General features: G+C 43.0%; 12 protein-coding genes, 1 rRNA gene and 2 riboswitches. Of the genes, 8 read left to right on the top strand and 5 right to left on the bottom strand.

The genetic code is table 11. The features are described 5' to 3' along the window. Positions 1-87 precede the first annotated feature (87 nt). Entirely contained in the window at positions 88-582 is a 495-nt protein-coding gene (locus tag K8L98_RS20190; RefSeq protein WP_223437551.1) for a DinB family protein, read from the bottom strand. Positions 583-636: 54 nt separating this feature from the next. After that, the gene (locus K8L98_RS20185; RefSeq protein WP_223443622.1) at positions 637-2,313 is read right to left on the bottom strand and encodes an AMP-binding protein; all 1,677 of its coding nucleotides are present in this window, start codon (positions 2,311-2,313) and stop codon (positions 637-639) included. A 116-nt stretch (positions 2,314-2,429) separates the two neighbouring features. On the opposite strand from K8L98_RS20185, the gene K8L98_RS20180 reads away from it, so the two are divergent. Beyond that, the gene (locus tag K8L98_RS20180) at positions 2,430-3,332 is read left to right on the top strand and encodes a DMT family transporter (protein ID WP_223437549.1); all 903 of its coding nucleotides are present in this window, start codon (positions 2,430-2,432) and stop codon (positions 3,330-3,332) included. Between the two features lie 14 nt (positions 3,333-3,346). Here the strand turns inward: K8L98_RS20180 and K8L98_RS20175 are convergent, their stop codons facing one another. Further along, positions 3,347-4,429, bottom strand: coding sequence for a hypothetical protein (locus tag K8L98_RS20175; protein WP_223437546.1), 1,083 nt, complete (start codon positions 4,427-4,429; stop codon positions 3,347-3,349). A 118-nt stretch (positions 4,430-4,547) separates the two neighbouring features. Between K8L98_RS20175 and K8L98_RS20170 the strand changes: the two genes are divergently transcribed. Next, positions 4,548-5,087 carry a GNAT family N-acetyltransferase gene (locus K8L98_RS20170; protein WP_223437545.1) on the top strand — a complete coding sequence of 180 codons (540 nt, stop codon included), beginning with the start codon at positions 4,548-4,550 and terminating at the stop codon, positions 5,085-5,087. Continuing rightward, positions 5,084-5,971 (top strand): NAD-dependent epimerase/dehydratase family protein, encoded by an 888-nt coding sequence (locus K8L98_RS20165; protein WP_223437543.1) that lies wholly within the window; start codon positions 5,084-5,086, stop codon positions 5,969-5,971. Before K8L98_RS20170 ends, K8L98_RS20165 begins: the two co-directional genes overlap by 4 nt. Before the next feature lie 17 nt (positions 5,972-5,988). Here the strand turns inward: K8L98_RS20165 and K8L98_RS20160 are convergent, their stop codons facing one another. After that, positions 5,989-6,186 carry a hypothetical protein gene (locus K8L98_RS20160; RefSeq protein WP_223437542.1) on the bottom strand — a complete coding sequence of 66 codons (198 nt, stop codon included), beginning with the start codon at positions 6,184-6,186 and terminating at the stop codon, positions 5,989-5,991. A gap of 177 nt (positions 6,187-6,363) precedes the next feature. Continuing rightward, positions 6,364-6,936 (bottom strand): energy-coupled thiamine transporter ThiT, encoded by a 573-nt coding sequence (gene thiT / locus K8L98_RS20155; RefSeq protein ID WP_223437540.1) that lies wholly within the window; start codon positions 6,934-6,936, stop codon positions 6,364-6,366. Positions 6,937-7,042: 106 nt separating this feature from the next. Beyond that, positions 7,043-7,144: riboswitch (TPP riboswitch) on the bottom strand. A gap of 142 nt (positions 7,145-7,286) precedes the next feature. After that, positions 7,287-7,399: riboswitch (TPP riboswitch) on the top strand. A gap of 101 nt (positions 7,400-7,500) precedes the next feature. Between thiT and K8L98_RS20150 the strand changes: the two genes are divergently transcribed. From K8L98_RS20150 to K8L98_RS20130, 5 genes are all read left to right on the top strand, one after another. Then, positions 7,501-7,791, top strand: coding sequence for an MTH1187 family thiamine-binding protein (locus tag K8L98_RS20150; protein ID WP_223437537.1), 291 nt, complete (start codon positions 7,501-7,503; stop codon positions 7,789-7,791). Next, positions 7,766-8,554: an ABC transporter permease gene (locus K8L98_RS20145; protein ID WP_223437535.1), complete on the top strand. Its 789-nt coding sequence runs from the start codon at positions 7,766-7,768 to the stop codon at positions 8,552-8,554. Before K8L98_RS20150 ends, K8L98_RS20145 begins: the two co-directional genes overlap by 26 nt. Before the next feature lie 15 nt (positions 8,555-8,569). Then, entirely contained in the window at positions 8,570-9,562 is a 993-nt protein-coding gene (locus K8L98_RS20140) for an ABC transporter substrate-binding protein (protein WP_223437533.1), read from the top strand. 1 nt (position 9,563) lies between these two features. Beyond that, positions 9,564-10,310, top strand: coding sequence for an ABC transporter ATP-binding protein (locus tag K8L98_RS20135; RefSeq protein ID WP_223437531.1), 747 nt, complete (start codon positions 9,564-9,566; stop codon positions 10,308-10,310). A gap of 317 nt (positions 10,311-10,627) precedes the next feature. Continuing rightward, positions 10,628-12,165, top strand: a 16S ribosomal RNA gene (locus tag K8L98_RS20130). Positions 12,166-12,335: the final 170 nt, after the last annotated feature.

Genomic DNA, 12,335 nt, shown 5'->3' with positions numbered 1-12,335 from the left:
TTCACCGCGTCTGTATACTCGGGTTTTTCTATTAAATTCCATTATTAAACGATATGTCTGCTATAAAAAAGCAAGAGGAAAATCCTCTTACTTCTTAATAGCCTCACTTTTCACTTCTGCTAATTGCAGCAAATGCCTTTTTTCATGATACCCAATAAACTCAACCCATTGCTTTAAGGAAAGCTCGCCAAGGTAAGGGTGCTTCATTGCTTTTTCTTTCAGGGCTTGGACGGGTGCCGTTTCTGCAAAGTTAATCAGCTCTCGGCGTGATTCTTCAAGTTTTGATAAAAGTTCTTCTTTTACGTATGATCCTTCGGCAGGTTTGAGGTTTTCGGGTGCATGGACTTTGCGGGAACGGTCGATGACCAATTCCAGCGGTTTTTCGCTTATTTCTTTCTTTTCGCCCGACATGAGAACCTGTTTCATGCCTCCTGTGATGACACGCTCCATTAAGTAAAGATGTTGAAGGATTTGGCCTGGGCTCCAAACGTCCTGTGATGGTTTTTGGTTGAACTGTTCATCTGTCATGTTTTTGACTTCGATCAGTAATTCAGCGCGTACTGCCTGTGAATGTTCCAGCATCTTGATCTCTCCCTTCATCTTAATTCTATCAAAGTGATGGACAAAGTTCTTTTTTCAGCTTCTTCCTGACAGTTCCTGTGTTAGATGGTTTTTTACTTGCTCTCTGAGCTTGTATTTTTGGATTTTTCCTGAAGCGGTCATCGGGTAGTCTTTGACGAAATAATAGTATTCAGGAATTTTATAATGGGAAAGCTGTCCTTTGCAGAATGCTTTTATGTCTTCTGCCGTCAGGGTGGCTCCTTCTTTTGGAACGATGCATGCAGCTACTTTTTCTCCGTATTTTTCATCAGGAACGCCAATTACCTGAACATCCATGATATCTTCATGACGATAAAGGAATTCTTCAATTTCACGAGGGTAGACATTTTCTCCGCCGCGGATGATCATGTCCTTCAGTCGTCCGGTAATGACGATATAGCCGTGTTCATCCATTGTAGCCAGATCACCGGTATGAAGCCAGCCTTCTTTATCAATCGCTTCTTCTGTTGCTTCAGGCATTTTGTAGTAGCCTTTCATGACGAGGTAGCCCCTTGTGCAAAGCTCTCCCTGAACTCCAGGTGCTGCTTCCTTGCCTGTAAGCGGGTCAATGATTTTCACTTCTACATGAGGATGGGATTTGCCGACTGTTTCAACTTTGCGTTCAATGGAGTCTGTCACTGTTGTCTGTGTAATAACAGGTGAGGACTCTGTTTGGCCGTAAGCAATCGTTACTTCTGACATGCCCATTTCATTGATGACTTTTTTCATGACTTCAATTGGACAGGTTGAGCCCGCCATAATCCCTGTTCTCAAGGTTGAGAGGTCATAGTTTTTAAAGTTAGGAGAGTTCAGCTCAGCGATAAACATCGTTGGCACTCCGTGAAGTCCTGTGCATTTTTCTTTTTCAACGGTCTGAAGGACAAGATCGGGATTAAACTCCACGATTGGCACCATGGCTGCTCCGACAGATACACATGCCAGAACGCCAAGAACGCAGCCGAAGCAGTGGAAGAATGGGACCGGGATGCATAAACGGTCCTGATTCGTTAAATTCATTGAGCTTGCGACAAGGAAGCCGTTGTTGACAATATTGTGATGAGTGAGCATGACACCTTTAGGGAAGCCGGTTGTGCCTGAGGTGTATTGCATATTGATGACGCCCTCAGGAGTTAATAGGCTCTCTCGTTCGGCAAGCTCTTCATCAGTAACTTTAGATCCATGATCGAGAAGCTCATTCCAGCTGTACATCTCATGGGGTGCTTTTTGATTTCCTATGTAAATGAGGTTTTTTAAGTGCGGCAGTGCTTCAATTTGTTTGTATTTCTCTGCAGAAGCTGAATTCGTGATGGAGCGGACAATGTCGACATAAGATGTTCCTTTAAAGCCGTCAATTAAGAACAGAGTGGTGGAGTCAGACTGCTTCAGCAGGTATTCGAGCTCGCTGCTTTGGTAGCTTGTGTTGACGGTAACAAGTATGGCGCCAATGCGTGCAGATGCGAACTGCAGCAGGAGCCACTCAGGGACGTTGGTTGCCCAAATGGCAATGTTTTCACCCTTTTTTACGCCAAGACCCATTAAGGCTTTTGCAAGCTTCGTTGTTTCGCTGTAAAATTCATCATACGTATAGCGGATGTTTTCCTTTGAATAGACAATGGCATCCTGGCTTCCGTATTTTGACACAGTTTCCTTCAATAATTGGCCGATGGTTTTATTTTTTAGTGATTGCATGGGACCTCCCTGGACAAAAAGAATGATTACGCTTTCATTATAAACTATTTTTAGAAAGTTTTGAAAACTATTATTCTCTAAAAAATGCAGAAGCAGTTGCAGTATAATAGAAGAAATGTATTTTAAAAAGGGGAACGATCATGAATAAATCAACATTTTATCCTTATCTGGCACTCGCAATTGGAGTTGCGGCGGTTTCAACATCTGCTATTTTTGTAAAGCTGACCTCTGCACCTGCTCCAGTTATCGCGTTTTATCGCCTGTTTTTCTCAACACTCATCGTTCTGCCGCTGTTTTTGGCAAAATCGCTGCCTCATATTAAAACGTTAACGAAGAAAGACTGGAGCTATTCAATTTTGGCAGGTGTACTGCTTGCTTTTCATTTTATTCTCTGGTTTGAATCGCTGAACTACACTTCTGTAGCAAGTTCAGTTGTGCTGGTGACTCTTCAGCCGCTGTTTGCGTTTATTGGCACCTATTTCTTCTTTAAAGAGAGGGTGTCAGCGAGGGCTATACTTAGTGCCGTGCTTGCAATTGCAGGCAGTGTTGTGATCAGCTGGGGAGATTTCCGGATCAGCGGGCTTGCGCTGTTTGGAGACTTTCTTGCGCTTGCAGCCTGTGCGATGGTAACGGCTTACCTGCTGTTTGGCCAAGGTGTGAGAAAGCGCCATACGCTGACGCTATACACGTTTATCGTTTATGCGGTCAGCTCAGTGACATTATTCCTTTACTGTGTGCTGTTAAGCTATCCTCTGACAGGTTTTCAGAAACAGGATTGGCTGTACTTTTTGCTGCTTGCAATTGTCCCGACATTGCTTGGGCATTCGCTATTTAACTGGTCGCTGAAATGGATTTCGACAAATGTCATTTCTGTTGCCATTCTGTTTGAGCCGGTTGGATCGATTATTCTTGCGTATTACTTCCTTGAAGAGACGGTTATTCTTACGCAATTAATTGGCGGAGGAATCATTATCATTGGCGTCATGCTGTTTCTTTTTGAAAAGAAAGACGTGGCTGAGATTTCAAGTGAACAAGCGCTGTAAACAAATAAAAGGACTCAATTCCGAGTCCTTTTTTGTTTTTCCATGATTTTCTTTTCCAGATCTTTAAACGTATACTTCGTCTTCTTTTTCAAAGCTTTTTCAAAGCTGTTTTGTTTTCCTGTTTCAAGAAGGAGATCCCGGATAATGTCTTCTCCAAATTCATCTGCCAAAATTTTAACGGCGTAGTAGCTCTGAGTATACACTTCCGCTTCCGGACTGTCTTCCAATGCATTTGCCCAGCTTCCGGGATTTCTTAGCTCATCGAAAGGGATCACCTTGTCGATGGGGATTTTTGCATCCTCTCCGTTATAGCCAGCATATTCTGCAACGCCCTCATTAAACCAGATTGGAATTTTCAGCGATTCGATTTCCATTTTCTCTAATGCTTTCTCCATATAGTAATGGGCATATTCATGGTAAAAGGTTTCCACGACAAGCGGAGATGCGGCATCGAGATCATCCGGAATCACGATGGCCATGGTTTCTTTCACATGATCGTAAAACCCCATATAATCCAAATATTCAAGCTCCTGCAGCGAGTCCGGCGATTCATCAAGGAGAATCAGGTCAATGGGCTGATCCTCGATCTTGCCGAACAAGCGGGTGCTGATGCTCCTTGCGTGATCGAATTCGTCTTCAACCAGCTGGATATCCCTTTTATTAAGAGAGGAATAGTAAACAGTAAGATGAGAAATTTTCTTCGTTTCAGCAGTTTCTTTGTATTCTTCATAAGGATCAATCGGCAAAAAAGCGTTCACCTGAAACTCAAATTTCTCCCTGGGACTGATATTTTGATAGTTGAAATGAGTCGTCATTACATTCATTAGGACTACGAAGAACAAGGTAATAATTAAACTGAAGGTTGTGATGGAAAGGAAGATGGATCCTGACAGTCCCTTGAAAAAGAGCAGATTCCTTTCCTTGCGGTGGATCAACTCGTATATAGAATAGATAAACAAGCCAAGCAGCAAAAGCGTTATAACGCTTCCTGCGATTACGCTTGCAGGTATATTTAAAAAGAGAAACAGAACGTAAAACACACCGGTGAAATAAACGATATACAGGATTGATAAGAAACTATGCAGAAGTATTTTCACTTGAAGCCTCCGTTTTGCCTTAGTCTATGAACATATTCTGTTTTATGAAAAGAAACTCCTTTTAGAGGTAGGGATTTAATTTTCGCTTGTCGAATTTTTTCAGCAAGGAGTGTTGAAAATGAATTTTAGAATAAGAAAAGCTGTTAAAGAAGATGCGAAGCAAATCGCAGTTGTTCACGTGGACAGCTGGAGAACAACCTATAAAGGTATTGTAGCAGATGAATATCTTGAAAGTCTTACATATGAAAGCAAAGAAAAAATGTGGGTGTCTATTGATCCGGAGACTGTTTTTGTGGCAGAAAATCAGGATGGCCAAATAGCAGGGTTTGCAGGCTTCGGACCAGAGCGGACAAAGGAATATGGATTTGATGGGGAATTATATGCGATCTATCTATTAAAAGAAGTGCAGGGAGCAGGCATCGGGCGCAGGCTTGTAGAGGCAACTGCAAATGAACTGCTTCGGAAAAACTATCAATCTATGCTGCTGTGGGTAATGGATGAGAATCCTTCAAAAGGATTCTATGAACGCTTTTTGCCCGAAAGGATCGCAGAGGACGTCTATACGATTGATGGGACAGATCATCAGGAGACCGCATTTGGATGGCGTGATTTGTCGAAACTGGCAGCTGCATTGAAAAGGAAAGAGGGATCACTGTGAATCGAGCATTAATACTGGGCGGAACGCAATTTTTCGGCAAAAGACTTGTTCATAATCTGCTTGAAAATGGGGCAAAAGTGACGATTGCAACAAGAGGAAGAACTCATGATGACTTTGGAGATGGCGTAGAGCGTCTGATTATCGATCGTGAAAACAAAGAATCAATGATTAAAGCCTTTGATCATAAACAATGGGACGTTGTTTATGATCAATCGTGTTTTTCGCCGCTTGAAGCAAAATCTGCTTATGAAGCGCTACACGGCAAAATCAGGCATTATATTTTCACTTCGACAATGGCAGTCTATGAATTTGGGAGAGGGAAGACAGAAGAGGACTTTGATCCTCTGTCGTATGAGCCTTCTTTTAAAGAGCGCAAAGACTATAAAGGGATAAGCGGCTATCAGGAAGCGAAACGCAGTGCAGAAGCCTATCTTTTTCAGAATGCGGATGTGCCTGTTGCCGCTGTAAGACCTGCTCTGGTAATCGGAATAGATGATTATACGGAACGCTTTTTATTTCATGTGAAAAAGGTGAAGAACGAGGAACCGATTGGAATTGCAGATCCTGGATATTTTTACAGCTATACTTCAGCTGAGGACGCAGCGGGATTCTTGTATATGGCTGGAGAAAAAACCTTAACGGGTGCATACAATGCCGCTTTTGAAAAAAGTCTGTCACTGAATGATCTTCTGCTTAAAATCGGATGTGCTGTCGGGAAAAAAGCGATTGTGACAAGGGAGATTGCGAAAGAGAATGCTTCACCTTATGGATTATCAGGTGAATGGACACTGAATGTGTCAAAGGCTGAAAGTGCTGGATACTCATTTGAGGAATTGGATCCGTACTTAGAGAAATTAATAGAGGTAATGAAAAAAGAAACGTGACCTTGTCGCGTTTCTTTTTAGTGGGGTAAAACCTGCTGATGAAATACCGAAGCAAAATATGCGAATACAAACCCAAGCGGGAAAGAGAAAATCATAGACCAGCCGTTGACTAATTCTTCTTCGTTGCTGATCCTTATCGCTTCAAAATAACCATATAGAAAATGAATAATCGACAATAAAAATGTTATCATCATCAATGAGAAGGATAGATTCATCATTTGCCCTCCATAAGAAATCTATTACTACTAGTACATGCTGATGATAGAGTGTTTATGACAAGAAATAAGTTCTGACCGAAGAGTCAGGCGCTGGAATAGACATGAATGGAAGAAATTATATAAATTTTAATAGGATAAAAAAGCACCGAAAAAAATCGGTGCTTTTGACAGAATCTATTTTCTTTTTAAGACAAGTGATTTAGAAGCAGTGAGCATCAGTACTAAGACGATTGAGCAAATGATAAATGTAGGCACCATGTAGGAAGCGTTATAGCCGGCTGAATACAGCAGAACGGGCTTATCGCCTGCAAATTCTGCAAAGAAAATAGCGCCGGCAAGTGTATGTGCAGCAAATCTAAGGAAGCTTCCCAGAAAAGCCGCTGCTACTACGTAAGCAATTAATCGTCCTCTGTTAAGAGGATTCAGAGAGCTTTGGACTTGTTTATAGAAAACTCCTCCGGCACCTACCACGGTAAATGCAACAAAATAGTCAAGAAAACCCTGGACTGGATGCACAATTGTGGTGTAGCCCATAATCGTCTGCAAAACGCCAAGTAAAAAGCCTGTCAGCAGTCCTCCCTTTAATCCGTGGCGAAAACCCATGATCAGGACTGGAATCATTGCAAGCGAAATTGACCCTCCCTGAGGCATTTTGCCAATGAAGCTTGTTGCTAAATCAAGCAGAAATGCAATTGCTGATAGAATCGCTGCTTCTACTAAAAAAACTAGACGTGTATTTGTCTGCATAGCTCTTCCCCTTTTCAGCATTGACCGGGGCAGTTTTTTTCCATAATAAAAAGCAATGCGGGGAATGTCGGATGGTTTCCACGCACTGCTTTGGTTGGGTTATCACTTGAATCCATCGCCACATCCCTACGTAAGCTTTAACTATACAGGTTCAACGGGTCTGAACATAACGTTCACTCTCAGCCGAATGGCTCCCCAAGTGGTCAAATGCAATATATGATTTAGACACTACTATACAGGAAGTTGCAAAATTCGACAAGACTAAATCTTGATTTTTTTCAGAAAAGAATGGAAAGCTCTTTTATCTGTCTTTACAAGGATCCAAAATCTTGCTATAGTTTCCATGAATTCAATATATGCAGGGGAGCTGAGTGAACTTGGCTGAGAGGATACTGATTCTTGTATCGACCCTTTAACCTGATCTGGGTAATGCCAGCGGAGGGAATGCGGAAGATGCATTACTTTTCCATAACTTTGCGAATGCGTTAAGGCTGCCCCAGTGGCAGCCTTTTTTGTTGTTCGGTCAGATATTCATATATTAATAAATTTTAAGGAGGATAAAGAATGTCCAGTGTAAATCTAGCATTTCAGGTGCTGCCTAAATCATCAGAAGGGAATACATATGAAATTGTCGACAAAGCGATCGAGGTTGTTCAGCGATCAGGAGTTAAATATGAGGTAGGTGCGATGGAGACGGTTATGGAGGGAGAGCTAGATGAATTGATTGATATCGTTAAGCAAGCGCAGGATGCCTGTATTTCAGCCGGTGCAACCGAGGTAATGACTCACATGAAAATTCATTACCGCCCAAAAGAAGGGGTCACAATGGATGAAAAACTTAAGAAATACCGTTAAAACACTTTCAGGAATAGCGCTTCCTGGTATAGTGCTGCTGTCATTCCTCTTTTTGTGGGAATTGGCTGTCATCGTTTCAAAAGTGGAAAATTGGATTCTGCCTCGTCCGACTCATATTTTCATCACGCTTGCTGAAATGAGGGGAACGATAGGCGGACATATCCTGCAGACTCTGTCGGAAGCAGTACTTGGTTTATTGATCGCTGTAACAGCGGGCGTATTGATTGCTATCTTAATAGACCTGTCAGATTGGGTTCGAAAAGCAGTTGAACCGCTGCTTGTTCTTTCACAAACCATTCCAATAATAGCGCTTGCTCCATTGCTTATCATCTGGTTTGGATTCGGCATTTTTCCTAAAGTAATTGTCGTGGCGCTCGTTTGTTTCTTTCCGATCGCCATCAATCTTTCTGACGGCTTCCGTTTAGTAGACAGGGATATGGTGAAGCTCATGAGAACGCTTGGAGCAAGCCGCAGACAGATGTTTTTAAAATTGAAGCTTCCAGCTGCAACACCTTTCTTTTTTTCAGGGTTGAAAATAGCCGGAACATACAGTGTGATGGGGGCGGTTATCGGAGAGTGGCTGGGTGCAAGCAAAGGACTCGGAATTCTATTGACTCGATCCTCCCAATCGTTTCTGACAGATAAAGTATTTGCAACAATCGTCTTAATAGTAGGTTTAAGCTTAATCATTTTTACACTTATTGAAATACTGGCAAGAATCATGATGCCTTGGAAATATAAGCAGCAAAAGCATTCTAACTAGCACGGGGGAGAAAAAATGAAACAACTCGTATTTATTCTATTTAGTTTAGTGTTCATCTTATCTGGATGCGGATCGGCAGAAAAATCCTCTGATGAGGAATTAAAAAAAGTGAAGATTATGCTGGATTGGTTTCCAAATACAAATCATACAGGCATTTATGCAGCGAAAGAAAATGGCTTCTATAAAGAAGAAGGTCTTGATGTTGAAATAGTTGAACCTGGTGAAGGAGTCAGTGCGGATCAGATTGTTGCCTCTGGTGAAGTTGATTTTGCTGTCAGCCATCAGGAGAATATTACACACGCAAGATCAACAGGTGTGCCGATTGTTTCAATAGGAGCAATCATACAGGAGAATACTTCTGCATTTGCTTCTTTAAAAGAAGAAAACATCACTTCTCCAAAGGATTTTGAAGGAAAACGTTACGGGGGATGGGGTTCTCCTACAGAAGAAGCTGTTATTAAAGCTGTAATGGATAAATCGAATGCAGACTTTGAAAAAGTGGATTATGTCACGCTTGGAGCAACAGACTTTTTCAAGTCGATCGGACGCGATACAGACTTTCAATGGATTTTCCAGGGATGGGATGGGGTTGAGGCTGCTCGCCAGGGAATTGAATTGAACTACATCTATTTAAAAGACCTTGATCCAGCATTAAACTATTACACTCCGGTTATTGCAACCAGCGAATCCAAAATTGCAAAAGACAAAGAAATGGTTCAGTCCTTCATGAAGGCTACATCAAAGGGTTATCAATTTGCCATTGAAGAGCCGGAAGAAGCAGCGGATATTCTGATTAAAAATGTACCTGAGATTAATGCTGAGCTAGTAAAGGAAAGCCAAGTGTGGCTAAGTGATCAGTATCAGGGAAAAGCGAAGCAATGGGGCATTCAAGATGAAAAAGTCTGGAAAAGATATGCCGATTGGATGTATGAACGAAAGCTGATTGAAGAGAACATTGAACCAAGTGAAGCTTTTACAAATGAATTCCTGCCTGAAGGAAAGAAATAGCATGCTGACTCTTTCTCAAATCAGCAAATCTTATTCTAAAGACCAGAATGTCCTGATGCCGACAGACTTGAATGTGAAAAAGGGTGAATTTGTAAGCATTATTGGACCAAGCGGCTGCGGAAAAAGCACATTGCTTGATATTATAGCCGGCATCAATAAGCCGACTAAAGGCAGTGTAAAGTATAATGGAGAAGATATTACAAATAAAACCGGTCTTGTCGGCTATATGCCCCAAAGTGATGTATTGTTTCCATGGAGAACGGTTTTGGATAATGTTATTCTTCCATTAGAAATACAAGGTACCGGGAGAGATGAGGCGCGCACTCAAGCTCGCGGTCTTTTCCCGAAATTTGGGCTTGCAGGATTTGAAGAGCATTATCCCTTTATGCTCTCAGGCGGAATGCGGCAGCGTGCCAATTTCCTAAGAGCATACCTAAACAATAAAGAACTTCTTCTATTAGATGAACCATTCGGCAAACTTGATGCGATGACAAGACTTGAACTGCAGAAGTGGTTTATCCAAATATGCGAGGAAACAGATCAGACAGTGATATTCATTACACATGATATGGATGAAGCTATCTTCCTGTCAGACAGAATCTTCATCCTCTCACCAAGACCTGGATGCCTAATAGAAGAAGTGAACGTAGAATTTACACGGCCAAGGAAAGAAAATCTCATTACTAGTTCGGAATTTGCTTTACTTAAAAGGAGATTGCTTGATGTTCTTCATTTAAAACAGTCCTGATTCGAATATGACGCACTGAATTTCAGACAAATTCAGTGCGTTTTCGATAATTAAAATCTTTTTTTATAAAATGATAAAAAAGCTATTGCAAAGGGAATTTCAGCGTGGTATATTATTATTCGTTGCCGCGAAAAACGCGAAAAAGCAACACAGCCTAAAAAAAAGAAAAGTAAAATTAACGCTTGACTTTAAAACGGCAAAATGTTATATTAATAAAGCTTCGCTTGAAGCAAATGATCTTTGAAAACTAAACAAAACCAAAAGCGTACCAAACGTTTTAAATTTTTGAAGTCAGCAACAAATTGAGTCACAAATTTTCTTCGGAGAGTTTGATCCTGGCTCAGGACGAACGCTGGCGGCGTGCCTAATACATGCAAGTCGAGCGGACCTCTTCGGAGGTCAGCGGCGGACGGGTGAGTAACACGTGGGCAACCTGCCTGTAAGACTGGGATAACTCCGGGAAACCGGAGCTAATACCGGATAGTATCTTGAACCGCATGGTTCAAGTTGGAAAGACGGTTTCGGCTGTCACTTACAGATGGGCCCGCGGCGCATTAGCTAGTTGGTGAGGTAATGGCTCACCAAGGCAACGATGCGTAGCCGACCTGAGAGGGTGATCGGCCACACTGGGACTGAGACACGGCCCAGACTCCTACGGGAGGCAGCAGTAGGGAATCTTCCGCAATGGACGAAAGTCTGACGGAGCAACGCCGCGTGAGTGATGAAGGTTTTCGGATCGTAAAACTCTGTTGTTAGGGAAGAACAAGTGCGAGAGTAACTGCTCGCACCTTGACGGTACCTAACCAGAAAGCCACGGCTAACTACGTGCCAGCAGCCGCGGTAATACGTAGGTGGCAAGCGTTGTCCGGAATTATTGGGCGTAAAGCGCGCGCAGGCGGTTTCTTAAGTCTGATGTGAAAGCCCCCGGCTCAACCGGGGAGGGTCATTGGAAACTGGGAAACTTGAGTGCAGAAGAGGAGAGTGGAATTCCACGTGTAGCGGTGAAATGCGTAGAGATGTGGAGGAACACCAGTGGCGAAGGCGACTCTCTGGTCTGTAACTGACGCTGAGGCGCGAAAGCGTGGGGAGCGAACAGGATTAGATACCCTGGTAGTCCACGCCGTAAACGATGAGTGCTAAGTGTTAGAGGGTTTCCGCCCTTTAGTGCTGCAGCTAACGCATTAAGCACTCCGCCTGGGGAGTACGGTCGCAAGACTGAAACTCAAAGGAATTGACGGGGGCCCGCACAAGCGGTGGAGCATGTGGTTTAATTCGAAGCAACGCGAAGAACCTTACCAGGTCTTGACATCCTTTGCCACTTCTAGAGATAGAAGGTTCCCCTTCGGGGGACAAAGTGACAGGTGGTGCATGGTTGTCGTCAGCTCGTGTCGTGAGATGTTGGGTTAAGTCCCGCAACGAGCGCAACCCTTGATCTTAGTTGCCAGCATTCAGTTGGGCACTCTAAGGTGACTGCCGGTGACAAACCGGAGGAAGGTGGGGATGACGTCAAATCATCATGCCCCTTATGACCTGGGCTACACACGTGCTACAATGGATGGTACAAAGGGCTGCGAGACCGCGAGGTTTAGCCAATCCCATAAAACCATTCTCAGTTCGGATTGCAGGCTGCAACTCGCCTGCATGAAGCTGGAATCGCTAGTAATCGCGGATCAGCATGCCGCGGTGAATACGTTCCCGGGCCTTGTACACACCGCCCGTCACACCACGAGAGTTTGCAACACCCGAAGTCGGTGGGGTAACCGCAAGGAGCCAGCCGCCTAAGGTGGGGTAGATGATTGGGGTGAAGTCGTAACAAGGTAGCCGTATCGGAAGGTGCGGCTGGATCACCTCCTTTCTAAGGAAGATATGAGGACGCTTTTGGTTTTTGTTTAGTTTTGAGAGATCATTCTCTCTATGATAGAAGACAAATCATCCGATTTGTCGGTTGTTCTTTGAAAACTAGATAACGTAATTGATAACAAGTAATTCACTGAGATTTACGCTTACCATAATTAGTGATTTTCT

The organism is Metabacillus dongyingensis (assembly GCF_019933155.2).
GTDB lineage: Bacteria > Bacillota > Bacilli > Bacillales > Bacillaceae > Bacillus_P > Bacillus_P dongyingensis.
This window is presented reverse-complemented; position numbering and strand designations above follow the sequence as displayed.

Excerpts from the sequence above, each read along its gene's own strand:
- K8L98_RS20190 (WP_223437551.1), bottom strand. The coding sequence starts at position 582 with ATGCTGGAACATTCACAGGCAGTACGCGCTGAATTACTGATCGAAGTC.
- K8L98_RS20180 (WP_223437549.1), top strand. The coding sequence starts at position 2,430 with ATGAATAAATCAACATTTTATCCTTATCTGGCACTCGCAATTGGAGTT.
- K8L98_RS20170 (WP_223437545.1), top strand. The coding sequence starts at position 4,548 with ATGAATTTTAGAATAAGAAAAGCTGTTAAAGAAGATGCGAAGCAAATC.
- K8L98_RS20160 (WP_223437542.1), bottom strand. The coding sequence starts at position 6,186 with ATGAATCTATCCTTCTCATTGATGATGATAACATTTTTATTGTCGATT.
- thiT (WP_223437540.1), bottom strand. The coding sequence starts at position 6,936 with ATGCAGACAAATACACGTCTAGTTTTTTTAGTAGAAGCAGCGATTCTA.
- K8L98_RS20150 (WP_223437537.1), top strand. The coding sequence starts at position 7,501 with ATGTCCAGTGTAAATCTAGCATTTCAGGTGCTGCCTAAATCATCAGAA.
- K8L98_RS20145 (WP_223437535.1), top strand. The coding sequence starts at position 7,766 with ATGAAAAACTTAAGAAATACCGTTAAAACACTTTCAGGAATAGCGCTT.
- K8L98_RS20140 (WP_223437533.1), top strand. The coding sequence starts at position 8,570 with ATGAAACAACTCGTATTTATTCTATTTAGTTTAGTGTTCATCTTATCT.
- K8L98_RS20135 (WP_223437531.1), top strand. The coding sequence starts at position 9,564 with ATGCTGACTCTTTCTCAAATCAGCAAATCTTATTCTAAAGACCAGAAT.